Here is a 24,642-nt window from a genome sequence, read left to right as displayed (position 1 = left end):
AGCTACACTTAGATAGAAATAAACTCATGATAATTTTTTCGAACAGATGTAGCTCCAACGTCACCATGATTGGGAAAGCCAATGACAAAACACCAAGCTTTGTTGCTCTCCACAGCGACCTTCTGCTCTATTTTCATATGTAACTCTAGCTACGCTGGCTATGCGATCGTATTACCAGGCCAGCATGAACAAGGGATTAACCTGCAAGGCTCTGCTGTATCAGCAGACAACGTGGTTGATTGGGAGATCGATAATAGTGACTTAGTGTTTGGCGCTTTCGGCAATAAACGTGATAACGAAAAAGTTAAAACTATCGGCTATATGTACAACCAAAAGTTAGAGCTGAATTCAGGAGAGTTGGAAAACGAAATTAGAAACACGGCAGAGAAAAACGGGATAGATTACGAAGATTTTTTTCTACACTTTGCAGAAGACACCATTCTAGCTGAACTCGATACTACACACGGTGACAATACGCTATTAAACCGTAAGCCTATGATCATTGGCTATACCGAAAACGAAAAGCATGCGGGTTATGCACTTTATCAGCAGCCGCCTTGGAATGCAGATGTATTTGAACATTTCGACAAAGGGGGCGCACTCTACATTTACCATTCGGAGAAATTCGATAGCTTAACATTCGAATTTTCGCGCTTTGCGCAAGGCGGAGAATTCCATATTGAATACCCCATATCGATGAATGATCTAGGCCAATCTACGGCATGGGCTCACTTAGAAATAACTAATGATCACACACACAATATGACTCAAAGCCAAGCGGTAAGCTGGCGAGTGCCCTCTGATTGGGTCAGAGCAACAACTCATGATAGCAGCGGCCAGAGTTACGGTGGTGGGCAATATTTTGGTTCTACATTGGTGAGAGATGGCGGCCGTTTATACGTTGTCAGAATCCGTTGGCAAGGCAACTCAAGTGATATCCGACCTCGCTTGAATCGAGTTCAATTGAAAGACAGCTTCCAAAAAATCGCTGCCAAAGACCTTCTATCTCAGATCACAAATACGAATTCAAGATCTCACAACGAAACAAAGCAATGGCGAAAGGTTCGTGGTTTTGACCAATCGGCGGATCTCAATCAAGACAACTATTTATCCCCTTATGAATATGAAAACAGGAACAACAAATCAGCCACGGCTCGCTTTCGTTGGGAATCTCGCGTGATCCCATTCGGGCGAATGTGGAACCAAAACTCATCATGGGCGCTGACCAATTTGGCCAATCCAAACCTGTTAATGATTCTACAAAATTACTATTCCAAAACCTGGGAGGAACAAGGGCTGGCTGGGGCCTACAACGACGATACCAATAAACTCATTGGCCGCAATCAATTTGAGGTTTATTCCGGAGGAACCGTCTGTGAGCTTGGGTTTATCGTAGGATCTGTCGAGGCTGACAATGTCTACAAAGAGCAATTCTCTGCTTTTCTGAATGGTCTGCAGATTAACCAAGATAGACCCTCAATAGGTCTCAACATTGGAACAGCAAACCTTTATGGTCGAAATGGACAGGCACACTTGATTAAAGCTGGAGACCTATACTTTCGGGAGCAATACTTATTCCCCTCTACCGGTTTTAGCGGCTTTAACGGGTTGTCTAAGTTTTGGGATAACTCAGCACTTGCCTATGCTGGCTCTAACGTTATATTTCAGGCCACCACTCGCTTTGGACGAGTTCAGTTCCTAGGTAACAATCAGGACAATTGGCAACAAGATCAATATTCTAACCTCGTAATCTATTACCTCAACGCTCAACCGACACATAGCTATTTTAATCAATGGAGTGGCAGTTATGTGTATGGAAGTGGTAACACAACTAAAGATAATTATTGGAAAAGTGGTGTACCAAAAAATATCGCCTACCAACCAACGGAGTTACTTAAGATAGAACTCGGCAATCCAACTAACCAGATTCCTACTCATTTGAAACCGATTCCTTTGATGATATCGACCTTAAACCCTACCCCCAACGACTACACCATAATTGGCGATTCAACTAACAACCACATCATGCACCCAGCGCTGCCAAACGGTATGGTTCGACTGTTACCAACCTATACCTATTTCGCTTATCGAACAGATGAAAACGCAGTGGAAGGCGGCCCACAAGAAATGGTGGTCGCACGTGAGTTTGAGCATGGTCGCGTACTCTTCCGCACCGATTTCTACGGCAAAAATCCAGACTTCTATTCAGCGCCTAAACTCAATATTCCATTAAAAAAACCCATGAGGCCGGTCGATACAAATGGCAACATTGGAGACTATGTGAAAGAAGTGACGCTGAGTGGTTATCAAGGCTTACTTCTGCTCTACTGACCTTTATGAGCATTCAACCTTGGATGTCTTAACTGTTCAAAAAATACATTCACACAGACAAGTAATGGGACCCCTACTAACATTCCCATAGAGCCCCATAGCCAACCCCAAAATACAAGCCATACAAATAAAATCAGCGGATTGAGACTAAACCTTTTCCCCAGTAATGTAGGAGTAACCAATTGGCTTTCTATCAAATTAATCGCCAGGAAGATCGCAGCGACCGTCAATGCGTAGCTAAACGACTCAAACTGTATAAAAGAGACTAAAGCAAAGCACGTAACTGAAACCATCGGGCCAAGATAGGGGATAAAATTCATTAAGCCTGCAAAAGCGCCCCAAAGGAAAGGGTCTTGCAATCCCATCATATAAAAAGCAAAGCCAACAGTGAGTCCTAAGCAAACATTAATGATGGTGATGGCGCCTATGTAACGAGACAAATCCTTTTGAACAACTTTAACCAATTCAACAGCCCTACGCTTATCTGAAAAGCATTCAAAAAGAGATAAGCTTTGAGAATAAATTTTTCGACCGTAATTCATCATGAAATACGCCATAAGAAACGCAACCAACAACTGAGTAACAATGGTTGGTGTTGTCGTAAGCACTGATTCTATAATGGAAAAAGCCGTGTTATTGGTAAGCCCATCATTGGTAACAGTACTACTCATGGAGAACCCGGTGGCGTCAGTTAAGCGACTGTTTTGAGTAACCTCACTCACTTCATTAGATACATTCTCAACCAACATTGGTAATTTTGACCACCATTGCTGAGCGGGCTCACTCAACATATTCAAACTAATCACAACAAAGCCAATAAAACCAATAAGTACAGCCATTACGTTAATGACTCGAGGGATACCGAAGCGAGTAAGGTAGTTAACTAGAGGGCTACATAGCAAAGAAATAAAAGCACCAAAGATGATTGGCAACAAAAATGGCTTGGCGATATGTAATGTAAAAATAGACATCATGAGAACAGCAAGGAGCATAAAACTAGTTTGCAACACACTTCGTTGTCTAAGAATACTGTATTTTTTTGATGTCATTTTATTCCTATGAGTAGGAGGTCTTGTTTTTGAGGCTTCGTCAATTTGAATCAGGCACTCGATACCGTCAGCCAACACTAACTTGAATTAAAAATGATGGTTACTTAAGTAAATTAAGTATTAGCGATAGCTGTTTATAACCAAAAACAGACGATTTAAAACGATGAGTTCGATTCAAAATTACAACACCAAGGCCTGTGATGCCAAGAGCATACAAGGGGTGCTTGTGAACAAACTCTTTTCCTTTGTGACGAATAAGTCCCATACAAAGTGCAACTTGACGAGCTCTACTTCTCCCCTCAAGTCTTTTCATTTGAATCTGTCTTTGTCGATTCTTGAGTGCTGACATGTAACCCCTCCTTCAATTGCTCTTTCGTACATTCAAAACCTATAAATTGCTTTAAGTAACTAGAACGAAGTACCAAGCATATTAGAATCAAACCGAGTGTGAATATAAACGCGCCGTAACCCGCTAACAGATTCAAAGTGAAGTAGTAGATCACTACTCCAGCACCGACGGCGATACTAAAAAGAAACAGCGGTAACAACGCAACAAAGAGGAGCTGAAACACAAGACGCTTTTTAAATGCATCAACACTATTGCGAAACTCCAATAAGAAAAGCTCTAAGGTCGATTGAGACCATTGCTGGGTATGTGTCTGTAATATAGCTAAGTCTTTCCACAATCCATTTAACTCAGAAGCAGAACGTTTAAGATCATCCACCTTACGATCGCTCGATTTATCATTGGCAGAGTTTACTGGATCATTTTGACTATTTACCTGCATAACGGTGCTCTCTCAATTGCGATGTTGATATATGGCTATTTGATTAACTTCGAGACAGCCCAACCAGCGAGAAACGCACAGCCAACACTCAATAATGGACGCTCTTTAATGATGTTTTCCGCTTTCTCAGACGTGTTCTTCACACTTTCAGAGCTGGCCTCGAGAGTTTCATGGACCGCCTCTTTCACATTTTCGATAACTTCTACTGCGGCCTCTTCAGCTTTTTCATAAGTTTCTTCAATTTGTTGTTTGGCTTCTGAATTTTTAGCGTTTGACTTTGGCATAAGTTTTCTCCTTATTTGATTATCATAAGCCAGAGAATAATATTAATACTATTAATCTCTAGCTACTTTAATAATCAATGCTAGCATCGTGCCAACTTTCACAAGTACCAGAATAATTGAAGATAAGCTCCCATATCATTAATAAATGGCATTAATCAATGTAATAATTTCACTAGAAAACATCTATTAATGTATTTTTTACAAAAGCAAAGTAAAACCTTAGACGAAACAAGCTGAATATAGGGTTATTAATTGGCATAAAAAATGCAATAAACCAAATACAGCTTAGAACCAAATGAGGATTCATGAGAACCCAAAGTATATTATCTATTTTTAACCTGATAAAAAGTGGAAATATTATTTACGAAAAAGCGATATCCAACATAAGAAGTGAAAAGATGGCAAAAAATCTTTTTGATATCTACACGGTAAAGAAATGTGCAGAGTTAAAGTTACAATCTTTAACTTACTACTCAAAAATACATCAAGAACAGATACCCGCTAGTTATACGATAAATGCCAGAGAGCGCTGTATTGAAGCGGAAGATAAAAAAGGTAAAAACAATCAAGAGCTCTATTTAAAGCACCTAGAAGGTGTCGAGACAAAGATCATTTCCGACATTGAATCACTGCTAGAAACTAACCCTGATTTAGAAGGGAGAAGAAGATTAAAAGTGGTAAAAAATGAAATGGAATCATGTCGAGACCAAATACACAACATGCGTCATAATTAGTTATTAGCGAATGATGGTTGGAAATCAGAATCAAAGAAAAGGCTTATTTTAATTATTATAAATCAACTGAAATTATAAATACTACTGAGATAAAAAGGAGTAATGATATGTTGTTTAAAAAGGACAATGATCCCCTTGAGGTAATTCACTATAAAGGCATAGAAAAAATACTATGTACATTGAAAGATCACTACTTCTCATGTGTTGACCTAATTGAACAGAAAGCACATGGGAACATTGCAAGAGCTGCAAATCGATTTATAAAAGTTGAACGTTCATTAATAAACGAAGTAAACACCAAGTTCTGCATTAACAATGAAGTTAATGACAATGACATATTGAGTCAGCCCCCTGCGTTAATTGTTAGTTATAACGATATGTACCAGAGTAATTTAAGCCTAATTTCTTACCTCAAAAACACTATTAGAAAGTTTAACAATCAACATATGTCTGCTTTTTTCTCCTATTGGGTTGCGGCGTTGCAAGTTGAAAATGATGAGATAGCAAAGCATTTGTAACAGATATAACCCATCTAAAATAGATACGATTAATTAACTTGAGAAGAGAATCAAAGCCTACAACACAATCATTAAACAGTGGGAATAATCTAGGTTTAATTCTGATCTAATTCTGACATCACTCAAAATAAAAAGCGTCGAGGCATATTGCCTTGACGCTTTTTTACGAGAGGGACCGCTATGTTATTCTAGGAAGCGTCATCGACAGCCCCAGTCATCATTCTAGACAGACTTTTACCGCCTTTGGGATCAAAATCAAGTGTTCTAATCGGAAACGGTATTGTCATTCCAGCCTCTGATAATGACTCTTTAACCGCTATAATACCGTCGTGCTTTGCGTCCATATAACCAAAACCTCCTGGGTACTCAATCCAAAACCAAACCAATAAGTTAACGCTACTATCAGAAAAGCTTGAAGCGTAAACCGTCGTATCTTCTTTCCGACTAACATAAGACTTTTGGTTTATCGCTTTGGTTATCACCTCAGCGGCTCTTTTGGGACAGTCTGAGTAGGAAATCCCCACAGAGATCTCGACCCTTCTTCGTCCTTTTCGACTGTAGTTCGTCAAAATATTTCGGAAAACCATCTTATTGGGAATCATGACGTGTTGACCAGAGAACGTTTCAACCAGCGTATTTCGTAAGTTTATTTTGACTATGGTACCCATGACATCGTTGGAACCAACAACATCGCCAATTTTAAAAGGTTTACGAATACTCATTGTAATACCTGAAATGAGGTTCTCAGTCATATCTTGAAAAGCAAAACCGATAGCTAAACCTAGAATACCGGCACCGGCAAGCAACGATGTAACCGTACCTTGGAGCCCAACAAAATCTAACGCGACAAAAAATCCAATAGTAACAATGGTAACCTTAACAATAGAAGCCAGTAAGTTAATGACTTCTTGAGAGTCGACAACTCTATTGCTCAATCTTTTAAACAACTTGCCGCTTATGTTGGCAACAAAGATAAAAATAAGAAACGTAACAAAAGCAACAATCAGGTTAGGGATAAGTTTAATTGCTTCAACTAACCAATGCTCTAACTTACCCTCTATCAGATGCTGAAACTTCTCTAAGTTAAAAGAGAGATTCATTTCCATGGTGTCTCCTTCTTATTCAATATGTGGATTATTCAATACATTCATGGAATACAAACCGTTAAGGCTTGCTTATCAATACTTATCTCCAGTGAATCAGCCGAATACGTCTCTCCATCAATCACGTATGAAATAGGTCGGTCAGAATCAATTTTAACGAGCTGTGCCGAAGCATAAGTAAAGTAACTAGCCTGTTCTTTCGCTCCGAGACTCGATAACAACAGATCAGATAGAGCGATAGCTCGTTTACTAAGTGAATTTGTGTTTTCCAAATAGGTAATATGCAGCTTCCCATCATCCGGCCTAGGAGGCTGTCCCCCTTGAGCAAGCACAGTACTAAAAGGGGAAGAGTTCGCCACGACCAAACTTTGTAGTTTCATACTTTGTGATGGTTGGTCATCGATTGAAATTTGAAAATGTTGATTATCGTCGGTGATTACTGCATTGAAGAACCCAGTCAAATACGCGAATTGCCCTTTTTCATTTTTTTGTTCTCGATGTGCGTAATCGATCATCTGTTCTTCAAACCCAATACCAAGAAGCAGTAATATTGGTTGTTGATTACAGAACGCCAGATCGATTCTTTTTGAGTTGCCAGATAAAATAGCCTCACACGCTTTTTCAACAGGCGATATTTTCGAGGTCAATCCATAAAGCATATGACATAGAGCGTTCGCGGTACCCAAAGGTATAATCCCGAGTTGTGTATCAGTCTTCCTAACTTGCCTTGCGACTTCACTAACCGTCCCATCGCCACCTGCAACGATAATATGCGCAGTATTCCGGTCTTTGGCCTGCTTAGCTAATATTTCTGCTGATACTTCTTGGCTAGTAAGAAAAATATCTAAACTGTACTTTCTCGTAAGTTCACGAATAACCTGTTGTTCATTCGCCAACCATTTACCACCACCTGCAACAGGGTTGGCAATAAGGCAAGCTTTATGGCCAAGAGTGAGCAAACCTTTATCACTGATTGCTTGAAGTGTTTTCAGTTGTAGATGGTTCAATTGGGCTGTACTTCGCACGTCGTTAATACTTTTCAAGACCTGCTCTACAGTAAGTGACGGATTTTTTGCTAAAAGATAGGCAGCTACGACAAAGACAGAACGTCCTCGACCGAGAGCACAATGCACAACAACCGATCTAGATTGATTGATTTGGGTATCGATCCAATTTATAGCATGTTTAAGCTTATGCATTTTAGGGACTTTATGATCAAGAACCGGGGTGTTTAAATAGCGAAATTGATCACCGGTCATTGCACTTTCTAAACCAGAAAACTCAGCTGTAACATCTACAATACAATGGATGTTTTGAGATTCTAAGAACGATAAATCTGAAGGGAACAAACGACGAGATACATATAAACCTTTTCCAACCTTCTGTATTGGTTCAACTTTATCTCTTTTAATTGCCCATGCATTGTACAGTCGAACACCTAAGAAGAATGGAATGAAGATCCATCTAATCCACCACACTATTTTCCCATCGCTAGTCTTCCTAAATATTGACGGCATATCGAAGATGTAGGCAACACTAACGATGAACATCGACAAACTACACCAGGCAAAAACACCACGGATTATTAGCTGTGGTATAAGAGCAGCAGCAAAAAAACAAGCTATAGCAAGAAGCATATAATATTTAATAATAAACATGTTACGCCTTAATTTATCCGTGAATTTAAATATATTTATCCGTAAATTTATCTATCTCTAAATTAAATAAAAGAAGGGCTCAAGAATGAGCCCTTAGCTTGATAACAAAGCAGTTTTATACTTATTTAAAGAATTTGATTACTTCGTGATTCAAGCAACCTCTTTTTCATATTTACGAGCTAATGTTTCTTTTTGTTCAGTATCTAAGACTCGACCTGCGGTTTGAAAAAAACGCTGCTCTTCTTCTTCTAAATGATGTTCAACCTTATCTTTTAATGTTTTCATTAAAACAAGCCAAGCTGGTGAAGACATCTCTGTATCATCGAGTTGAGCGAGTATTTTGTCGATTCCATGATGTTCAGCGATTCCATGTCTAGTCATGTCAATGGATTGATCACTCTCGATCAAAGGTGCATAAAAATGGCGCTCTTCTGCAATCGCATGCTTGGTTAACTCATTCTTAAGGTTAACATAGAGTTCTTGCCTAGCTTGTGTGTCTCCCGAAGTTTGGAGTAACGCATCCATCAAAAGTCGTTGCTTTTCATGACTGTCTTTGAGCACATCAAATATATTTTTCATGTCTAATTCCTACTTCATTGGTTTACTTTTATGAGGATTTTGGCATCTCATTGCACTCTAGATGACAGTTCTAGCAATCTTCATCTTTCGCATCTAAATGCTCTTTAATATTTTCACAGCTATCTTCTATTGCGTTTTGAGTATCCTCTACAGCCTCATCTACATTTTCCCCGGCTTGTTCCATCGGACCTTCATCACTACATGCCACAAGTGCAAATGTAATACCCACAATAGTTAAAAAACGGTAAGCGTTCGATTTGATGTTCATATAAACTCCTAATGTTTGTTTTTATTCAGCAACATAATTACCACTGAAACCAGTAGTGATATTGCAAATATATAAAATATGATCTTTGCTACTGTCGCAGCAGCCCCAGCGATACCACTAAATCCCAATAGGGCGGCAATAATTGCGACAATAAAAAATATTAGCGACCAGCGAATCATCGTTATTCCCCAATTTTTAATAAATTACCAATTGTAGAGAGGTTAAATAATATTTAATTTATCCACCACTTTCTCTACATTCGGGGTATTATTTGCTATAGATAAAGCTAAGTCGTGTTCACTGCTTGATGAAACTGAACCTTTCAAGATAACCACACTGTTTTCGGTTTTAACTTGAATATCGCTACCACTAACATTGGTATTCATTAATAAACGAGTGATTACCAGTGTCTTTATGTGAGCATCAGTCAAAGCTTGTACGGCTGCGGGTGTTTTTTCTTTGTCTTCATCAATCACTGTAAGTTCGTTTTTTACAGACTTAACGTCATCTAGGCTTAGCACTAACTCTTCTGCCAAATCTTTCTCTGTTTCATTTTTAACCGAGCCAGTTAAAGTAACCACTCGATTTTTAACGTAGGTGTTGATGTCAAATGAGTTTAAATTAGTATTCAGTAATAAAGTCGTTTCTGCTTTTCCATCAATCCACGCATCGAAAGTTTCTTTTTCCCACATGCTATTAGCAAAAACAGTTGATGAAGAAGTTGCAATCAAAGTAGCTAATAATATTTTACTTGCAGTATTTCTCATTAATTATCTCCTCTAGTTAACTGACACTTGTACAATTGCAACCAGCATGCCAACTTTTTAACTGACTGAAAATAAAGGATTTACACTTTAATTTTGAAAATTTACCATTGGTAAAATAATCGGAGGTGTATTAATTACACGAGTATTTTGTAAAAATTATCATCAATGGAGATCCTAGAATAATTAATATCAATACTATTAATTAGCCACTTCTACTATCAGTAATATTGTAACTACATTGAAAAGGTGGCGTATAGTAAATGATAGATTCGTATTTGAAGGACATCATGTTATTATCAAGGTCGTTTTCTGTCGTACAAAAAGAGAGTTAAATCATGTCATTACCGACACTGTTTATAGAGTTAAAAGATGAATTATTGCGGTCTAAAATAAACTCTCTAGATGAATTATCAAGCTTTGAAATAATTCAAAGTACTATGGATGTTCATTGGATTGACAAGCTACAACAACTGCAACCAGATACTGCTATTGTTGAAGTCTCTCGATTTACTAACGATGATTTTAAGTCCTTATCGAGTGCAACAGGATTGGACGAAATGGACTTGATTATTATCAGTACAGGTACGCCAAACAAAAATTTAGACATGATGATGAACCATGGCGCAATCTTCCATTATAGAAAGCCCGTCGACATGCAAATATTGGAAGATACCCTTGCAGACTTCAGTCAATACTTCCTCCAGAAGCAAGAAGAAGGGCGTAAAGTGTCCACCAGCGATTTAGACCAGTTCGGTATGTTAGTCGGTTCTTCTAAGCCCATGCATAAGCTGTATCGAACTTTAAGAAGAGTCGCGAAGACTGACACCAATGTTTTGATTGTCGGCGAAAGTGGGGCAGGTAAAGAATTAGTCGCACAAACGATTCACCTTGCCAGTGATCGTAAAAACCAACCTTTTATTGCGATCAACTGCGGTGCTATCAGCCCTGAGTTAGTTGATAGTGAATTATTTGGTCATGAAAAAGGCGCTTTTACAGGGGCGAATCGCACACACCAAGGGGTGTTTAGGCAAGCAGAAGGTGGCACATTGTTTCTCGACGAAATCACCGAAATGCCACTTGAGCACCAGGTCAAATTACTACGAGTTTTAGAAACAGGTGAATATCGCCCTGTAGGCAGTAATGCAACGAGTATCGCTAATACTCGAGTCATTGCAGCGACAAACCGAGATCCACAAGTCGCTATTGAAGAACAGTTTTTGAGAGAGGATCTCTATTTCAGGTTGGCTCACTTCCCTATACATGTCCCTCCATTGCGTGAAAGAGGCGACGACATCGTCGGCTTAGCAAAACATTTTATTGCTCATCGCAACGCAAATGAAACCACTGCGAAGACCATTTTCACATCAGCGCTTCAAAAAATATCAGCCCATGCATGGCCAGGGAATGTCAGGGAATTAAAGCACTGTATTGAAAGAGCTTTTATATTGGCAGATGAGACTATTAAAGATGAACACCTAATTTTTGATACTCCTCCTTTAGAAACAGGGACTACCGTTGAGGATATGGTTCCGGCGGGTGTTTCTCTCGAGAAGATTGAGAAAGCGGCGATTATCAATACGCTCGAAGAAAATGAAGGCAACAAAAAGGAAACAGCACAAGACTTGGGAATCAGCATCAAAACGCTTTATAACAAGCTCGATAAGTATCAAGAGTAGTAATACTCATATCTGATGTTGCTGTGTGATCAAAATATATACAGGCGATCGTTAATTTGCAGTTGATGTTTTGCTTTTCCATGAAAATTTAACAGTGGAGGGTGAGCCCTCCACTGTTAAATTTTATGCTGCATTCACCGATGTCTCGGTTCTTTTATCTTGGTCAAAGAATTCTTCATGCAACGCGCAAATCGCTTGTTGATACTTGTCATCACTCACAACAAATTGCACATTTACGTTTCTCATAGACGAATGTAATGCAATAGGCGTAACACTATGGTTCATCAAAGCCAATACACCATTAGCGAGCGTTTTATTGGTATCAATTTGAGAACCGATCGCTGAGATTATAGCGACCATTCGACCTGAAATAGATGCCTGAGGGTAACGTTTCTCAGCCTTATAAGACACCTTGTTTAAACTCTCGGTGCTACCACCTAGATAATAGGTAATAGAATTGGCGTTCATCTCTTTACCAATAAGGTTCACTCTAGCATCTGCGATAATCTCCATTAACTCATAACTAACATTGTCCGCCTTACCGACCATTCCCTGGTCAAAAACATGTAACGCATATACCTTCTGTTTTCCGGCAATGATCTCAATGTGATTCGTGTCTGGTCGGTAATCAGAAGAAATCAGTGTTCCCTCATGTTCTGGCTCGAAGGTGTTTTTGATTTGCAGTTCTATGCCACTTTCTCGTAACCCAGCAGCCGCATTAGAGTGAATAGCTTCCATACCAAGGTTAGCCAGTTGATCGGCAACATCATAATTAGTTGCCCCAATCGGTTTAACCGAACCTACACCAACGACTTTTGGGTCAGCCGAACTAAAGTGATACTCCTTATGGATGATCGCCAATGATGCCTCAGTAATAGTAGCGATACGACTAAACGTCATCTCACTGTAACCACGATCATAAGTATGCATCAAACCTTCTTTGCAATACGCATAACCAGTTACTATGGGAAGCTCCTCAGTAACATCAATGTCAGAGAAAGCCTCTCTAATCGTATCGTCCAAACTTTGAGGGGTTATGTTGTCCCAACCAGAAAGGTCAACAAAGGTCGAATTTATACCAATGTTTTTTAATTTAAGAGCCGTGTTGTATGCACTATGTGACTCTCCAATTGAAGAAAGAAACTCTCTAATCTGTGGTAAATAATGTCTCAGTGAAAACTGTCCGTATTGGCACGTTTCAAGAATGTTAGTAATACAGTTTTTGGCTTCTGAAATACGAGACCGGATGAACTTATCTGCTCTCATACGATTCATTGGATCCGCAAAAATATGCTCATTGGTCAATAGCATGCGGCGTTCAATATAAGATAGAGCATCCTTCCACGAATCGTCACGCATCGCTATCAATTGATAGACACCAGGCTTACCTGTTTTTTTACATTCCAACAATGCATCCGTCATACCGCTGTAAGCGGACACAACAAAGATTCGGTTATAAGGATTTTGAGGGCGGAGAATAATATTGTCGAGCACAGCATCAAATGCTGTCATTGATGTACCGCCGATTTTTTCTACGGTAAATGTCATAAAAGACCTTTTGTTCTTGAAGAGATTAAAGACTAAATAATAGGGAGCGGGGTGAGATATCACCCCTGAATATATGGGTTAATCAACGAGTGGATAAACGCCGTTTTCATCGTGTACTTCAGCGCCAGTAATTGGTGGGTTAAACACACAAGCCATTGTCATTTCTTTGTTTTTATATGCGCGTAAATAATGCTCATCATTCTTATCTAGGATGTACAACGTACCGGGTTTGATTGGGTAAGTTTTACCACCAACGACTTCAATCTCCCCTTCACCACTCATACAAAACACAGACTCCAAGTGGTTTTGGTAATGGATATGTGTTTCTGTCGCTTCGTAAATTGTTGTGATATGAAAAGAAAATCCCATATTGTCATCTTTCAATAACATGCGAGTGCTTTCCCAGTTATCCGATACAATACGTCTTTCACTATTACGACATTCATCAAGTGTTCTAACAATCATTTTACTCTCCCTATTACGATGCTTTCTTGAAATGCTTGGTTGCTACCACTTCAACTGAGTCTTCGAAAATAGTTAAACCTTGCATCAATTCCGATTCTGAAATGGTTAATGGACAAAAGAACTTCAAGATTTCATCGTTTGGACCTGCGGTCTCAATTACCATGCCCTTGTCAAAACACACTTTTGCAATCTCATCAGCTGTGTTCCCATCTTTACATTCAATGCCAATCATCATTCCGCGTCCCTTGCGTTGAACAAATAGCTCAGGGAAACGCTTGAGATTGCGTTGAATGACATCATCGACCATGCTTGAGCTACGTTGAATATGATTTTCAAAATCATCATTTGACCAATACATTTCTAACGCTTTAGCAGCAGTAATGAACGCATGGTTGTTACCACGGAAGGTGCCGTTGTGTTCTCCCGGCTCCCACTTGTCTAGTTCAGGCTTTAATAAAACCACAGCCATCGGTAAGCCATAACCACTTATCGACTTAGATAGCGTAACGATATCTGGTTTTATACCTGAAGGTTCAAAGCTAAAAAACGTTCCTGTTCGACCACAACCGGCTTGAATATCATCCACAATAAGTAGGATATCGTGGGCTTTACAGATTTTGCTTAACTTCTGTAGCCACTCATTTGAAGCGACATTTAACCCACCTTCACCCTGAACCGTTTCCAATAAAACGGCAGCAGGTTTATCCATACCAGCGGAATTATCGGTTAACATCGTTTCAAATAATTTTAAACCATCGATTCCAGCGTAACCTTCAAATGGCAAACGCGTAACGTTGTTGAGATTTGAGCCCGCACCTTGCCTGTGGTGTTGGTTGCCTGTAGCAGCCAATGCACCCGCCGTACAACCATGAAAACCATTGGTAAATGCAACAATACTGCTTCGACTTTTTACTTTTTTCGCCAACTTAATCGCTGCCTCAACCGCATTTGTTCCTGTCGGGCCGGTAAATTGAACTTTGTAATCTAATGCTCGAGGTTCCAAAATAAAGCGACTAAGAGCTTCTAGGAATTCAGCTTTGGCTTCTGAATGCATATCCAAGCCATGTGTAATTCCATCCATTTCAATATACTCAAGTAAAGCTTGCTTAAGTATTGGATTGTTATGACCGTAATTGAGAGATCCTGCTCCAGCAAGAAAATCGAGGTAACGATCACCTTGTTTTGTTTCAAGCCAGCAGCCTTTTGATTTAGCAAAAGTGACTGGAAAACTATTCGAGTATGAACGTACGTTAGATTCCTGCTTTTTAAAAATATCCATGATAAGGCCGTTATTTGATTCCTATAAGTTAATGATTATTTAAGGGGTATTCGATACAAATACTCAGTATCGTGCAGCCCTTTAAAATGAACATTTTCATCTAAGAAAGTGGTCACTTTTCCAGTGCTACTATTTTTTGCGTCTAGCTTTTTAAAGAGTGCCCAAGACGCTTGATTTGACTTAGTAATGGTTGTTTCAATAGCTTCTATACTCTTCAGCCACTCTCGACGAAGTAAGCTGTTCAACATCTTGTAAGCTAAAGAGTGACCTCTAAATCGAGGGGCAACTGCAACTTGCCAAATAAAGAGAACATTAGGCTCACTCGGTTTTTGATAACTCGAGATAAAGCCCGCAAGCTCACCTTTGTTCTCAACCAAAATACAAGTTTTACTAAAGTGAGTGGATTGCAAAAAATTGCAATATGACGAGTTGGTGTCTAGTGGCGGACATTCTGAAATCAGTCGATAAATGTCGTTGCCATCTGAAGCTTTGGGCTCGCGAAAACTCCATTCTTCACTCGTTTTTTCTATCACTTCTGGACACAACACCCAAGGCGCTGATGTAATCATACCGAGAAATTCCTTTGAACTCTAATTAAATTCCTTTTTATTATGAGCATTTACCCCCTACTAAGATCAACACCTTAACTTTAAAAAACAAAAATTAGTGATCTGTGTCACATTTAATAGCGATCAGCATGAATTAAATAATACTTTGAGTTCTAATGTATTTGATTGGTGGAGATCTTAAGAAAATGTCTTTAAACGAATAAGTGTCAAAAGAAGGTTAGAGTCATTAGTAAATTATGTGCTCAGATTGCCAATCAAGCGGCATAAATCACCAACACTCTCAGTGTTGAACATTCTATCGAGTAGATAACAACGCTTCGAATGGCAGTGACTCGCTATCCACTATTAAAATATCGGCCTCAAAAACAAAAAAACCTAGCGAGAGCTCGCTAGGTTTCTTATCTAACATATCGATGAATAATGAACTCAGAGGAAACGAGTCCAGAAATATCAGCTTGGAAAAGGTTTACTTCAAGGGATCATTGTCAGGCAATGCTTTATGTATCCATAGCGCCAGACGCTTTTTAATGTTTGCCCCATCAAGCTTACTTTCTGGTAACGGCGTTATCTGATTTACTTCAACAAGAAACAAGTACACCGCTTTGACCTTTATTGGTTGAGATGAATGTGGCAAATCAAAACCTTGCAATTTAGCCATTTTAAAACCGACCTCAACTGCTTTTTTCACTAGTTTATCTTCATTAATGATCTTCGCGGTTTTCGACATATTATCTCCATCACCTTTCCGAATAAGCATTGAGTATACCAAACAGAATGGTAGACAAGATTACCGTGCTCTCAAATCGAAAAACTCTTTCTGATAAATAGAAAAATTTGATCCACTGGATAGGAGCTTACTCGAATTTATTTTACATTGAATACTGATAAGCAAATGGGCTCTTAATCATACGTTCAATAAATGAGATCCTTAGTCAAGAAACTGAAAATGGTGCAAAATTTGGCTTACCATTCTAAAGAATACGAAATATTATGGTTGGTATTTAAATGATAATTCTTCATAGACAGACCAATAAACCACTGTTATTTAACTAGTTTTATACTAAGCTGACTGAGATCATATTTACAGTCACCTGTAACGAAAACTTATTTACAAAACACTCATTAAGAAAATAGAATAAACCCACTAATTTTATAATGGTGTTAAAAATGCGTTACCTTTGGGCTTCATTCTGTCACAAAAATCCAATCCTCGGACGAATCGTTCACATCACGATTATGTTAGTAGCGTTAGCTTCTCTCGTTACCCCGTTAATGTCGACTGACGCTACAACTATCTTAGTGTCGCTGTGTGTCGCTTTGGTATGTATTGTGCTTTTTGTTTTCTTCGCACTCAGCGACAAAATGCGTTCAGGTATGCATTAATCACGGCCTTAAGTGTCAGCAGTACGGACAATGAATCAAATGTAAAAACGCCCAAAGTTGTTCGCTTTGGGCGTTTTCAGTCATTGGGCTTTATTTATAGCCAATCCAGCTTACACTAATCGTAATCATAGATTGATCATTCAAGCTTATGAAAAATATCAATAACCACGTAGAATTTTCAACTGACGAATTTGACTGATCGAAGAGTTCAGACTTGTTCTCAGTTTGTCCTACATCACTTGTGATGGCTTGTTGAATATTATGGGTATTCAGAAACAGAAAAGATCAATCTGGCATCACTACGATACCCATACTTTCAAGCAGTTGCTCTTGCTGCCACGCAACAATTTTAACGCCTGTTGTATCGACTTTTCTTGGGTCTAACCCTTCTAATTCAGCATGGCATAAATTGGCACCTTGCATACTGAATTGCCCCCATACGTCTTCCGAGAACACACCACGGCTGAGATCAGACTCTTTCAATGACGCGCCACCAAGGTAAGTACCTATCCAACGATTCTCAAATAACTCACACTTCTCTAAACAAGCTTGTTCAAAATTCGCGTATGACAGGTTACAACCTGTAATATAAGCAGAACAAAAATACATTCGATTGCTGACTTGGTTAGCAAAATTAGTGCGAGTGAAGTTCGCCCCTTTCAAATCGCAATCACGTAGCTCAATACTATAGCAATTCGCGTTACTAAAATTCGCCATCGCCAACTGGCAATTCTGGAAGCTTGCATCTCGTAAGTCGGCAATATCAAAGTGGCATCCCTCAATATCGCCTTGCTCAATAAATTTACAGTTAATGAACGTTGCATCACGTAAGTTCGAACGTCTGAAATCACAACGGATAAACGTGCAGGCTGTAAATGTAAGCTCTGATAAATCTTGCTGAGCAAAACTGTGCTGATGATAAGTGCTGTTATTGGTGTCCATTTAGCCCCCTAAAGAAATTAAGCTAAGACTACCATTGCGATCTCAAGAAAACACCAAATTAAAAACCAACAAAAACAGTAACTTAAAATACCCTGATTTAGCCATTTTAAGGCACCAAACAAGCCCTTTAAGGTTGTTATTTTCGATTTATAGGATGTGCTTATCTTGAAAAAAGTTTTGTCGCTTAGAAGTGCCAATAAGAGAAAATGTTACTTTGACGGAACGAGTCAATTATTGACCGCGTCCTAACGCGCTAGACTGGACGGTTGGTATGTTGCTCGTTACACTATTCCTCATTCTCAGCATAAAGAGTAAGAACAATGAAAGACATGCGACAAGCTATGCTCGATGCAGGGTTTAGCCTTATTAATGAACACGGGTTTGCTGGTGTTGGCCTGATGAAAATCATCAACCAAGCGGAAGGCACGAAGGGTTCTTTTTACCATTACTTCAAATCCAAAGAACACTTTGGTGAGATCCTTCTTACTAACTACTTTGATGAGCATCTCGCTAAGCTAGATGACTTTTTAAGTGATGAGTCGCTTTCTCGTCGTGATCGCGTTAAAGCCTATTTCGAATTTTGGTGCGCGTCGAAGTTGACTGAAGACTTCAATATTCAGTGCCTTGTGGTAAAACTAGCCGGAGAGGTAGCAGGAACAGCTAATTCGTTACAATCAACCATGGCAGAGGGTTCAGAAAAGATAATCCTACGTATGGCTAAGCTATTCGAAGAAGGCAATGAAGCGGGTGATTTCAATATCGTAGATCCTGAATCACTATCTCGCACGCTTTATGGCTTATGGCTGGGCTCTACGCTAATGGCAGCGATGCAGCGCAACCGTTCGATTCTCAACAATGCCATGGAAGAGACATTGCTTGCGATGAGTTCAAAAAATTAACCCGCTCCTACACACTAAAAGGCTCGCTTTATATAGCGAGCCTTTTTGTTTTTCAGGCTTGTTCTTTTTCTACCTAGGCTTCAGCTTATCACGTGATCGATTCGATTATCCCATCCGTGGCGCTAAGTTATTGGCTTTAAGCAAAGCATTGAGTACTGGGTCGATATGTTGAAAGAATTTGAGCCACCCTTTACACAGGTAATTTAGCCCAGCCTCACCATCACGACTGTTGATAATTCGGTTCTTAGGGCACTCGCCATGACAAGCAAATTTGAACTCACAAGTTTGGCACTGTTTGGGCAACGACTTTTGCTTCGCGAATCCAAAATTTTGCTGAGCAGGCGAAAACGCTAGCGTCGATAGCGGCTTCTCATGAATATTACCTAACTGAAACTCAGGAAAGACGTAATGATCGCACGAATACACATCGCCATTAGGTTCAATTGCTAACCCTTTTCCACAGATCTCACTCAAGGTACACATGGTGCTTTCTCTGCCCATCCATACTCCGACAAAATTTTCAAAGTACGGCACTAATATTTGTCCAAAATCGCGTTCGAACCACTCATCAAAAACCGTCGACAGAAACTCTCCCCATTGCACTGAATCGACACTCCAAGGTTCAACCTCGCCTGATACGGGAATGATCGCTTGTTGGTTGCTCAACCATTTATTGTTGGTATGAGCCTCACGCTTATCGACCACAGGAATAAACTGCAATTGCTTCGAACCCACTTCATCACGCAGAAAGCGATAGACCTCTAATGGATATTTTCCTGTCACATCATTCACGCAGCTTAGGGTCGCGAACTCGACGTTATGCAGCTTCAAGTAGCGAATGCCACGCATTGTTTGAGAAAAAGTGCCTTTGCCTGCACGGTTGGTCCGGTAGTGATTGTGTAAGTGCTCTGGGCCGTCAATGCTCACACCAATGATAAAGTCATTCTTTTTGAAGAACTCACACCACGCATCATTCAGTAACGTGCCGTTGGTTTGAAGGTCATTGCTAATCTTGCTGTAGCTAGGACAATATTTTTTCTGCAGCTCGACGACTTTTTGAAAGTACTCAATCCCCAACAAGGTAGGCTCTCCACCGTGCCAAGAAAAGATAATTTCAGGCGTATTCTGCCCTTCTATGTACTGCTTGATATAACGATCTAACAGAACTTCATCCATCGTATATAGAGAGCCTTTTGGGTATTCAAGCAGCTGCTGTTTTTCTAAGTAATAACAGTAGGTGCAACTGATATTACACACCGCCCCAATCGGTTTTGCTAGCGCTTGAAGCTTGCTGTGTGCTTTGCCATTGAACTGCGGAACTGAACTCAAATTTGATAGCGATAATGTCGTCATGAAAAGTGCCTCGATGTAAAGTTATTGTATTAGCCAAAACAATTCGTAATTCCTTTACACGGTGTTCATCGGCCAACCAAGCTTAATGGCATTAGGTTGGCCGAGTGGTTTTTTTCCTCTATTTCACGTTTTCAAACGGGTTCCACGCTTCGTCAACTGGGACGATATTTTGCGCTTTTTCGTATTCTTGATATTCAGCGACCATTTCAAGGAACAGATCTGGCATTTCATTTCTCAAGTCATGTTGCTCAGCTGGATCTTTCTTGGTGTTGTATAGGTGCCACTCACTGTCGCCGCCCATTCCCGTAGAAATTCGGATAATCTTGTAATCACCTTTAAGCAAAATCCCGCTACCAAACAATTCAAATGGAATCGCATTGTTGGCACTGTGCACGTCTGCCGTTTCCCCTTTGAAGTAAGGCAACAAGCTCACACCACTCATCGGCGCCACTTCTCGACCTTGATATTCCGTTCCTGGATGATCAACCTCTGCAATCTCAAGAATCGTGGCTGCAATGTCCTTCACTTGGGATAAGTCGTCTGTCTGAGTTCCCGGTTGCAACGCATCTTCAGCGGCTAAAAGCGCTTTGGCTGGCTTAACGATAAATGGCACACGGATACCGCCCTCTGCTGTGTAAGCTTTGTACCAAGATAGGCCACCGGTTGAAGCGCTTGCCCACTCAGGACCAAGTGACACACTGGAGTTCGCCTTACCTAAGTTTTCAGTCGAATTATCGAAATGATGAGCAGTCCACGTTCGGATCAAATCACTGATATTTTCACCGGTAATATCCGCCGCTTCTGGGCCATTATCCGCTAGGTACATGATGTAAGTATTATCGTATTCCCCGATTTCTTTCAGGTAATCGACTATCTGACCCACTTGCTGGTCCTGCATTTCCATCATGCCCATCGCGACAGCCATTTTCTTGCCGTACCACTTTTGTTCTTTCTCAGAAAGCGAGTCCCAAGGGCGGCTTAATGCGTTACGATCTGAAATATCGGCGTCTTTTGGAATCACGCCCATCTCTTTCATGCGTTGGAAACGATCTTCTCGAACAGAGTCCCAACCATGCTCGACGTAGTAATCAACTTTATCTTGATAGGCAGACTCAGGCGCTTGCAATGGCAGGTGAATACCGGTGAATGGGACGTAAGCGAAGAAAGGCTTACCGTCGTCTTTTTTGCTGTCGATCATCTTGATGATCTCGTTGGTGTAAACTTGGTCTGAGTACTCGCCTTTGTACTTGTCCTCAACCACTTCACCGTTACGGTAAGTTGGCTCAACTTCGACGCCGGGAATATCCCCTTTTTGCAGCGCATCCGCTGTCGCGGCATTTTTGGCCGGGAACATCATATCTCGATTAAAGTGATTCGAGCCGCCCGCTAAGATACCGTAACTCTCTTCAAAACCTCGATCGTCAGGTAAGAAACCATCGTCGTGCCCCAAGTGCCATTTCCCAGAGAGGTAAGTGTTATAACCACTCTCTTTAAGCAGCGTTGCGACCGTAACCCCTTTCTTGGTGAGGTAACCTTCATAACCCGGCTTGCCAATCGCACCCGGATAGACAGCATAGTCGAAGGTGCCTAGCCCAACCTCGTGGCTATTTGCTCCGGTTAACATCATAGAGCGCGTTACCGATGAGGTTGGTGACGCGTGAAAGTTAGTAAACTTAACCCCCTCTTCAGCCAGCGCCATTAGGTTTGGTGTATTGGCTTCTGAGCCATAAGGCTGAGTATCGGCAAATCCCACATCATCGCCAACAATGACAACAATATTCGGTTTTTCTGATTCTGCGGCCAGAGCAGCACTGCTTGCCGCGGCCATTGCAGTGAATACTAAAGATTTCTTGAATGTCTGCATAAGACGTTCTCCAATTTCTGTGATTAACTTTTTCTGAGGCTAACCTTTCTGTGATTAACCTGAGTTAGGATTTGAATTAGTGCGCGGCTTGCGACATCCAATGTAATAAGTCGAGCGCGGGGTCATACTCTTGAGCTGCTGCCATGCCAATCCAGGTGACAGCCTCCGCTTGGCTGGCTTGAACGCCACTTCCAGAGATATACATCAACCCAAGCTGTGTTTGAGCTTCAGGGCTACCGTTATTGGCTGCGGTGACGAACCACTCCGCGGCTTTTTCATCATTCTGTTCTACGCCATCTCCGCTCAGATATAAGTAAGCGACAGAGAGCTGGGCATCCAATTGCCCTTGGTAAGCTTCATCCAACAGTTGCACGACATCTTGATGCTGCTGTACTTGATCATTTATGGCTTCATTCTCAAAGCTCTCGCTTCCAAAGCTTGCCTTGGCAAAAAACAGAACAACCAAAACACCCGCCAAAATCACGGTAGTTAAACGTTTATTGAGCATTTATTTCCTCCTCGGGAATAAAGTTCACGACGTCCCTGTTGAATGAATTAGGTGAAAAGTAGGAATGGCGCGATGATGCATAAGCTTGATAGCAATACGTTTTCAATTTTCATAATTGGCTCTCGAGTAATGATTGTTGAGTGAATCATCGACTGAATTAAATGGTCATAACATTCAGTCGATTAAGACAGAGACTTAAATCGCTTTCTCTATGATGGTTTCAATCGTCTGTTTCGAGATTGGGTAGAACTGAAAACAGATGTCTTTTTCAATCGCTTCTGCAATGTTGCTCTTCTCTTGCTCATCAAAGTCCCAGCTGCTGAAACGCTTCATCGCACCGACACTGGTTTGGAAGTTATTTAAGAAATCCAACACTCTCTGGTAAACCATCTCATCGGTTCCCGTAGTGTCGACAGAGAAAGCTTGAGCTAACTTCGCCGCATTCGGCATGTAGAACTCTGGCAGTGCTTCAATCACAACCGGCATTAATACCGTGTTGGCATCGCCATGTGGAATGTGGCTAATCGCACCAAAGGCATGAGCACAGTTGTGAATCGGAATACCGCCCAAAGACGAATAGAAAGCAGAAATCGCCATGGTGCTTGCTTGAAGAAGGTTGCCGCGTGCCGTTAGGTTTTCTGGCTCTTTCAATGCCAAGGGTAAGTTTTCAACAATCAATTTTGCAGCCTGAATACCGTAAGCGTCGGTGAATGCATTACTCATTGGCGAGACAATCGCTTCAACAGCGTGTGTTAGTGCATCCATGGCGGTAGAACGAGTCAGATGATCAGGCAGATTAGTGGTCACCGTTGGATCAAGGATCGCGATATCAGCTTCCAATCCAGACGCGACTAGACTTGCCTTAATGTTTTCATGTTCATTGTAAAAAACAGCAATCGGAGAGGCTTCTGCGCCCGTGCCAGCCGTTGTCGGAACCGCAATGTGTGGCACTCGAATATCTTCATTGTTTGGCCACACATCCATATGACCGCCGCCCGCAATCACCGTACGGATATCATCTATCTGTTTATGAAATGCGTATTTCACACCTTTAGAAGCATCAATCACACTGCCACCACCAACAGACAAGATCGCATCAGCATTGACGCTGTTTGCAAACTCAATGGCAGCGTTGATGTTGTCGCAAGTCGCGTCTGGCGCGATATCGGTGTACACACCAACAAGTTGAACTGCTTGTTCATTACCTGGCTGGTTCACCTTTTCGTTTACAAACAACGCCGAGAACTGCTCAACAAAACCAAGAGACTCCAAGCCTTTATCAGAAAAGAGCACGACTCTTTGCGCACCTAAGCGACCAAAAAGAGAAGGGATATTTTCAATGCCATTCTCTTGAGCATGAACAATGGTTTTAAGTTGAAAGTTAAAATTATTGGTTGTCATGGTATTTACCTCATTTCTAGTTGATGACTAAACAATAACCAATACAAACCGGTCGGTCTAGAGTGTTAATGTCAAAGATATGTCAATTAAGATCTTTATGGATCATTGCCCCAAAACGAAAAAAGCCCGCAAATGCGGGCTGTAGTAATAAGTTAGTGAGTGATCATTAAATAAGTGTCATTGACTCACCATGAGCAACTTATTAACTATTAACTATTAACTATTAACGAAGATGAGCTGGCACCTTGCTTTTGTCTCTAGTGAGGTAGTAGTACAGGTAAACTAAAGAGTAGACAGTCACAAATCCATCGAGCGCAAACACACCGCTCCAACCGTAAAACCACTCATAATCGTTGATACATACGTTGTATAAGAATATGCCCACAAACATCGACTTCTCAAATGCACTGTAAATCATAGTCGAAGTACGCAGCGATTTGTACTTCGCCGAGACCATCAACAATATGCCGATACAACCGACCATAACGCCCCAGTGCTGATATGTGCCCATCAAATACGTGCTACTTTCCAACATCGTATCGTTGTACGAGAACAACGTCTGCATGCTCCAGTCCGGTGCCAGAAAGGTGGAAAAAGCAGTGGCAGTCAAGAATCCCGTGATCATCAAATACGACTTTATGGTTCTTTCAAAAAAACGTTCCAACATAAATAGCCT

The 24,642-nt window shown here is 40.7% G+C and carries 27 protein-coding genes; 6 read left to right on the top strand and 21 right to left on the bottom strand.

What is annotated here, in order from left to right; genetic code table 11:
- The first annotated feature begins 81 nt into the window (after positions 1 to 81).
- Positions 82 to 2,331, top strand: coding sequence for a hypothetical protein (locus tag SJY39_RS15730; RefSeq protein ID WP_010431929.1), 2,250 nt, complete (start codon positions 82 to 84; stop codon positions 2,329 to 2,331).
- On the opposite strand, the gene SJY39_RS15725 is transcribed toward SJY39_RS15730, so the two are convergent.
- The 4 genes from SJY39_RS15725 to SJY39_RS15710 form a co-directional block, all read right to left on the bottom strand.
- Entirely contained in the window at positions 2,325 to 3,380 is a 1,056-nt protein-coding gene (locus tag SJY39_RS15725) for an AI-2E family transporter (RefSeq protein WP_010431932.1), read from the bottom strand. The genes SJY39_RS15730 and SJY39_RS15725 overlap by 7 nt on opposite strands.
- Before the next feature lie 100 nt (positions 3,381 to 3,480).
- Positions 3,481 to 3,693, bottom strand: coding sequence for a hypothetical protein (locus tag SJY39_RS15720; protein ID WP_010431934.1), 213 nt, complete (start codon positions 3,691 to 3,693; stop codon positions 3,481 to 3,483).
- Positions 3,680 to 4,168 carry a hypothetical protein gene (locus tag SJY39_RS15715; RefSeq protein WP_010431936.1) on the bottom strand — a complete coding sequence of 163 codons (489 nt, stop codon included), beginning with the start codon at positions 4,166 to 4,168 and terminating at the stop codon, positions 3,680 to 3,682. The genes SJY39_RS15720 and SJY39_RS15715 overlap by 14 nt, the downstream gene beginning before the upstream one ends.
- A gap of 35 nt (positions 4,169 to 4,203) precedes the next feature.
- Entirely contained in the window at positions 4,204 to 4,452 is a 249-nt protein-coding gene (locus tag SJY39_RS15710; protein ID WP_010431939.1) for a hypothetical protein, read from the bottom strand.
- 305 nt (positions 4,453 to 4,757) lie between these two features.
- Here SJY39_RS15710 and SJY39_RS15705 point away from each other — a divergent pair, with 305 nt between their 5' ends.
- A complete protein-coding gene (locus SJY39_RS15705) occupies positions 4,758 to 5,186 on the top strand; it encodes a hypothetical protein (protein WP_016793242.1) in 429 nt (142 codons plus the stop codon).
- 107 nt (positions 5,187 to 5,293) lie between these two features.
- Complete coding sequence (locus SJY39_RS15700; protein WP_010431943.1) at positions 5,294 to 5,704, top strand: hypothetical protein; 411 nt, start codon at positions 5,294 to 5,296, stop codon at positions 5,702 to 5,704.
- 188 nt (positions 5,705 to 5,892) lie between these two features.
- Here the strand turns inward: SJY39_RS15700 and SJY39_RS15695 are convergent, their stop codons facing one another.
- The 6 genes from SJY39_RS15695 to SJY39_RS15670 form a co-directional block, all read right to left on the bottom strand.
- Positions 5,893 to 6,810, bottom strand: a complete 918-nt coding sequence (locus SJY39_RS15695) for a mechanosensitive ion channel family protein (protein ID WP_372275195.1) — start codon at positions 6,808 to 6,810, stop codon at positions 5,893 to 5,895.
- A 41-nt stretch (positions 6,811 to 6,851) separates the two neighbouring features.
- Positions 6,852 to 8,465, bottom strand: a complete 1,614-nt coding sequence (locus SJY39_RS15690) for a diacylglycerol kinase family protein (protein ID WP_010431949.1) — start codon at positions 8,463 to 8,465, stop codon at positions 6,852 to 6,854.
- A 150-nt stretch (positions 8,466 to 8,615) separates the two neighbouring features.
- Positions 8,616 to 9,044, bottom strand: coding sequence for a hemerythrin domain-containing protein (locus SJY39_RS15685; RefSeq protein WP_016767331.1), 429 nt, complete (start codon positions 9,042 to 9,044; stop codon positions 8,616 to 8,618).
- A 70-nt stretch (positions 9,045 to 9,114) separates the two neighbouring features.
- Positions 9,115 to 9,312, bottom strand: a complete 198-nt coding sequence (locus SJY39_RS15680; RefSeq protein ID WP_016793243.1) for a hypothetical protein — start codon at positions 9,310 to 9,312, stop codon at positions 9,115 to 9,117.
- 8 nt (positions 9,313 to 9,320) lie between these two features.
- Positions 9,321 to 9,491 carry a DUF1328 domain-containing protein gene (locus SJY39_RS15675; RefSeq protein WP_010431958.1) on the bottom strand — a complete coding sequence of 57 codons (171 nt, stop codon included), beginning with the start codon at positions 9,489 to 9,491 and terminating at the stop codon, positions 9,321 to 9,323.
- A 42-nt stretch (positions 9,492 to 9,533) separates the two neighbouring features.
- A complete protein-coding gene (locus tag SJY39_RS15670; RefSeq protein ID WP_010431961.1) occupies positions 9,534 to 10,079 on the bottom strand; it encodes a BON domain-containing protein in 546 nt (181 codons plus the stop codon).
- 335 nt (positions 10,080 to 10,414) lie between these two features.
- Here SJY39_RS15670 and SJY39_RS15665 point away from each other — a divergent pair, with 335 nt between their 5' ends.
- A complete protein-coding gene (locus tag SJY39_RS15665) occupies positions 10,415 to 11,755 on the top strand; it encodes a sigma-54-dependent Fis family transcriptional regulator (protein ID WP_010431963.1) in 1,341 nt (446 codons plus the stop codon).
- Positions 11,756 to 11,878: 123 nt separating this feature from the next.
- Here the strand turns inward: SJY39_RS15665 and SJY39_RS15660 are convergent, their stop codons facing one another.
- The 5 genes from SJY39_RS15660 to SJY39_RS15640 form a co-directional block, all read right to left on the bottom strand.
- Positions 11,879 to 13,303, bottom strand: a complete 1,425-nt coding sequence (locus SJY39_RS15660) for an aspartate kinase (protein WP_016793244.1) — start codon at positions 13,301 to 13,303, stop codon at positions 11,879 to 11,881.
- Positions 13,304 to 13,381: 78 nt separating this feature from the next.
- Complete coding sequence (locus tag SJY39_RS15655) at positions 13,382 to 13,768, bottom strand: ectoine synthase (RefSeq protein ID WP_010431969.1); 387 nt, start codon at positions 13,766 to 13,768, stop codon at positions 13,382 to 13,384.
- A gap of 13 nt (positions 13,769 to 13,781) precedes the next feature.
- Positions 13,782 to 15,047: a diaminobutyrate--2-oxoglutarate transaminase gene (gene ectB / locus SJY39_RS15650; protein WP_010431972.1), complete on the bottom strand. Its 1,266-nt coding sequence runs from the start codon at positions 15,045 to 15,047 to the stop codon at positions 13,782 to 13,784.
- Positions 15,048 to 15,082: 35 nt separating this feature from the next.
- Positions 15,083 to 15,616 (bottom strand): diaminobutyrate acetyltransferase, encoded by a 534-nt coding sequence (ectA, locus tag SJY39_RS15645; RefSeq protein WP_010431975.1) that lies wholly within the window; start codon positions 15,614 to 15,616, stop codon positions 15,083 to 15,085.
- A 466-nt stretch (positions 15,617 to 16,082) separates the two neighbouring features.
- Positions 16,083 to 16,343 carry a DUF5062 family protein gene (locus SJY39_RS15640; protein WP_010431978.1) on the bottom strand — a complete coding sequence of 87 codons (261 nt, stop codon included), beginning with the start codon at positions 16,341 to 16,343 and terminating at the stop codon, positions 16,083 to 16,085.
- Between the two features lie 440 nt (positions 16,344 to 16,783).
- On the opposite strand from SJY39_RS15640, the gene SJY39_RS15635 reads away from it, so the two are divergent.
- The gene (locus SJY39_RS15635) at positions 16,784 to 16,999 is read left to right on the top strand and encodes a hypothetical protein (RefSeq protein ID WP_010431981.1); all 216 of its coding nucleotides are present in this window, start codon (positions 16,784 to 16,786) and stop codon (positions 16,997 to 16,999) included.
- Positions 17,000 to 17,284: 285 nt separating this feature from the next.
- On the opposite strand, the gene SJY39_RS15630 is transcribed toward SJY39_RS15635, so the two are convergent.
- Positions 17,285 to 17,941: a Qnr family pentapeptide repeat protein gene (locus SJY39_RS15630; protein ID WP_372264151.1), complete on the bottom strand. Its 657-nt coding sequence runs from the start codon at positions 17,939 to 17,941 to the stop codon at positions 17,285 to 17,287.
- A gap of 320 nt (positions 17,942 to 18,261) precedes the next feature.
- Between SJY39_RS15630 and SJY39_RS15625 the strand changes: the two genes are divergently transcribed.
- On the top strand, positions 18,262 to 18,840 hold the full coding sequence (locus SJY39_RS15625) for a TetR/AcrR family transcriptional regulator (protein ID WP_010431988.1): 579 nt from the start codon (positions 18,262 to 18,264) through the stop codon (positions 18,838 to 18,840).
- Positions 18,841 to 18,945: 105 nt separating this feature from the next.
- Here SJY39_RS15625 and SJY39_RS15620 read toward each other — a convergent pair whose 3' ends face one another.
- From SJY39_RS15620 to SJY39_RS15600, 5 genes are all read right to left on the bottom strand, one after another.
- A complete protein-coding gene (locus tag SJY39_RS15620) occupies positions 18,946 to 20,193 on the bottom strand; it encodes an anaerobic sulfatase maturase (RefSeq protein WP_016769001.1) in 1,248 nt (415 codons plus the stop codon).
- A gap of 118 nt (positions 20,194 to 20,311) precedes the next feature.
- On the bottom strand, positions 20,312 to 22,057 hold the full coding sequence (locus SJY39_RS15615) for an arylsulfatase (RefSeq protein ID WP_010431995.1): 1,746 nt from the start codon (positions 22,055 to 22,057) through the stop codon (positions 20,312 to 20,314).
- Between the two features lie 76 nt (positions 22,058 to 22,133).
- Positions 22,134 to 22,565, bottom strand: coding sequence for a tetratricopeptide repeat protein (locus tag SJY39_RS15610; protein WP_010431998.1), 432 nt, complete (start codon positions 22,563 to 22,565; stop codon positions 22,134 to 22,136).
- A 195-nt stretch (positions 22,566 to 22,760) separates the two neighbouring features.
- Complete coding sequence (locus SJY39_RS15605) at positions 22,761 to 23,966, bottom strand: iron-containing alcohol dehydrogenase (RefSeq protein WP_016769000.1); 1,206 nt, start codon at positions 23,964 to 23,966, stop codon at positions 22,761 to 22,763.
- A gap of 223 nt (positions 23,967 to 24,189) precedes the next feature.
- The gene (locus SJY39_RS15600; protein WP_010432014.1) at positions 24,190 to 24,633 is read right to left on the bottom strand and encodes a hypothetical protein; all 444 of its coding nucleotides are present in this window, start codon (positions 24,631 to 24,633) and stop codon (positions 24,190 to 24,192) included.
- Positions 24,634 to 24,642 lie beyond the last annotated feature (9 nt).

The organism is Vibrio sp. R78045 (assembly GCF_042466085.1).
Lineage (GTDB): Bacteria > Pseudomonadota > Gammaproteobacteria > Enterobacterales > Vibrionaceae > Vibrio > Vibrio cyclitrophicus.
The sequence above is the reverse complement of the archived record's forward strand: the minus strand, read 5'-3'. Positions and strand labels throughout refer to the sequence as shown.

Excerpts from the sequence above, each read along its gene's own strand:
- SJY39_RS15730 (WP_010431929.1), top strand. The coding sequence starts at position 82 with ATGACAAAACACCAAGCTTTGTTGCTCTCCACAGCGACCTTCTGCTCT.
- SJY39_RS15725 (WP_010431932.1), bottom strand. The coding sequence starts at position 3,380 with ATGACATCAAAAAAATACAGTATTCTTAGACAACGAAGTGTGTTGCAA.
- SJY39_RS15720 (WP_010431934.1), bottom strand. The coding sequence starts at position 3,693 with ATGAAAAGACTTGAGGGGAGAAGTAGAGCTCGTCAAGTTGCACTTTGT.
- SJY39_RS15715 (WP_010431936.1), bottom strand. The coding sequence starts at position 4,168 with ATGCAGGTAAATAGTCAAAATGATCCAGTAAACTCTGCCAATGATAAA.
- SJY39_RS15710 (WP_010431939.1), bottom strand. The coding sequence starts at position 4,452 with ATGCCAAAGTCAAACGCTAAAAATTCAGAAGCCAAACAACAAATTGAA.
- SJY39_RS15705 (WP_016793242.1), top strand. The coding sequence starts at position 4,758 with ATGAGAACCCAAAGTATATTATCTATTTTTAACCTGATAAAAAGTGGA.
- SJY39_RS15700 (WP_010431943.1), top strand. The coding sequence starts at position 5,294 with ATGTTGTTTAAAAAGGACAATGATCCCCTTGAGGTAATTCACTATAAA.
- SJY39_RS15695 (WP_372275195.1), bottom strand. The coding sequence starts at position 6,810 with ATGGAAATGAATCTCTCTTTTAACTTAGAGAAGTTTCAGCATCTGATA.
- SJY39_RS15690 (WP_010431949.1), bottom strand. The coding sequence starts at position 8,465 with ATGTTTATTATTAAATATTATATGCTTCTTGCTATAGCTTGTTTTTTT.
- SJY39_RS15685 (WP_016767331.1), bottom strand. The coding sequence starts at position 9,044 with ATGAAAAATATATTTGATGTGCTCAAAGACAGTCATGAAAAGCAACGA.
- SJY39_RS15680 (WP_016793243.1), bottom strand. The coding sequence starts at position 9,312 with ATGAACATCAAATCGAACGCTTACCGTTTTTTAACTATTGTGGGTATT.
- SJY39_RS15675 (WP_010431958.1), bottom strand. The coding sequence starts at position 9,491 with ATGATTCGCTGGTCGCTAATATTTTTTATTGTCGCAATTATTGCCGCC.
- SJY39_RS15670 (WP_010431961.1), bottom strand. The coding sequence starts at position 10,079 with ATGAGAAATACTGCAAGTAAAATATTATTAGCTACTTTGATTGCAACT.
- SJY39_RS15665 (WP_010431963.1), top strand. The coding sequence starts at position 10,415 with ATGTCATTACCGACACTGTTTATAGAGTTAAAAGATGAATTATTGCGG.
- SJY39_RS15660 (WP_016793244.1), bottom strand. The coding sequence starts at position 13,303 with ATGACATTTACCGTAGAAAAAATCGGCGGTACATCAATGACAGCATTT.
- SJY39_RS15655 (WP_010431969.1), bottom strand. The coding sequence starts at position 13,768 with ATGATTGTTAGAACACTTGATGAATGTCGTAATAGTGAAAGACGTATT.
- ectB (WP_010431972.1), bottom strand. The coding sequence starts at position 15,047 with ATGGATATTTTTAAAAAGCAGGAATCTAACGTACGTTCATACTCGAAT.
- ectA (WP_010431975.1), bottom strand. The coding sequence starts at position 15,616 with ATGATTACATCAGCGCCTTGGGTGTTGTGTCCAGAAGTGATAGAAAAA.
- SJY39_RS15640 (WP_010431978.1), bottom strand. The coding sequence starts at position 16,343 with ATGTCGAAAACCGCGAAGATCATTAATGAAGATAAACTAGTGAAAAAA.
- SJY39_RS15635 (WP_010431981.1), top strand. The coding sequence starts at position 16,784 with ATGCGTTACCTTTGGGCTTCATTCTGTCACAAAAATCCAATCCTCGGA.
- SJY39_RS15630 (WP_372264151.1), bottom strand. The coding sequence starts at position 17,941 with ATGGACACCAATAACAGCACTTATCATCAGCACAGTTTTGCTCAGCAA.
- SJY39_RS15625 (WP_010431988.1), top strand. The coding sequence starts at position 18,262 with ATGAAAGACATGCGACAAGCTATGCTCGATGCAGGGTTTAGCCTTATT.
- SJY39_RS15620 (WP_016769001.1), bottom strand. The coding sequence starts at position 20,193 with ATGACGACATTATCGCTATCAAATTTGAGTTCAGTTCCGCAGTTCAAT.
- SJY39_RS15615 (WP_010431995.1), bottom strand. The coding sequence starts at position 22,057 with ATGCAGACATTCAAGAAATCTTTAGTATTCACTGCAATGGCCGCGGCA.
- SJY39_RS15610 (WP_010431998.1), bottom strand. The coding sequence starts at position 22,565 with ATGCTCAATAAACGTTTAACTACCGTGATTTTGGCGGGTGTTTTGGTT.
- SJY39_RS15605 (WP_016769000.1), bottom strand. The coding sequence starts at position 23,966 with ATGACAACCAATAATTTTAACTTTCAACTTAAAACCATTGTTCATGCT.
- SJY39_RS15600 (WP_010432014.1), bottom strand. The coding sequence starts at position 24,633 with ATGTTGGAACGTTTTTTTGAAAGAACCATAAAGTCGTATTTGATGATC.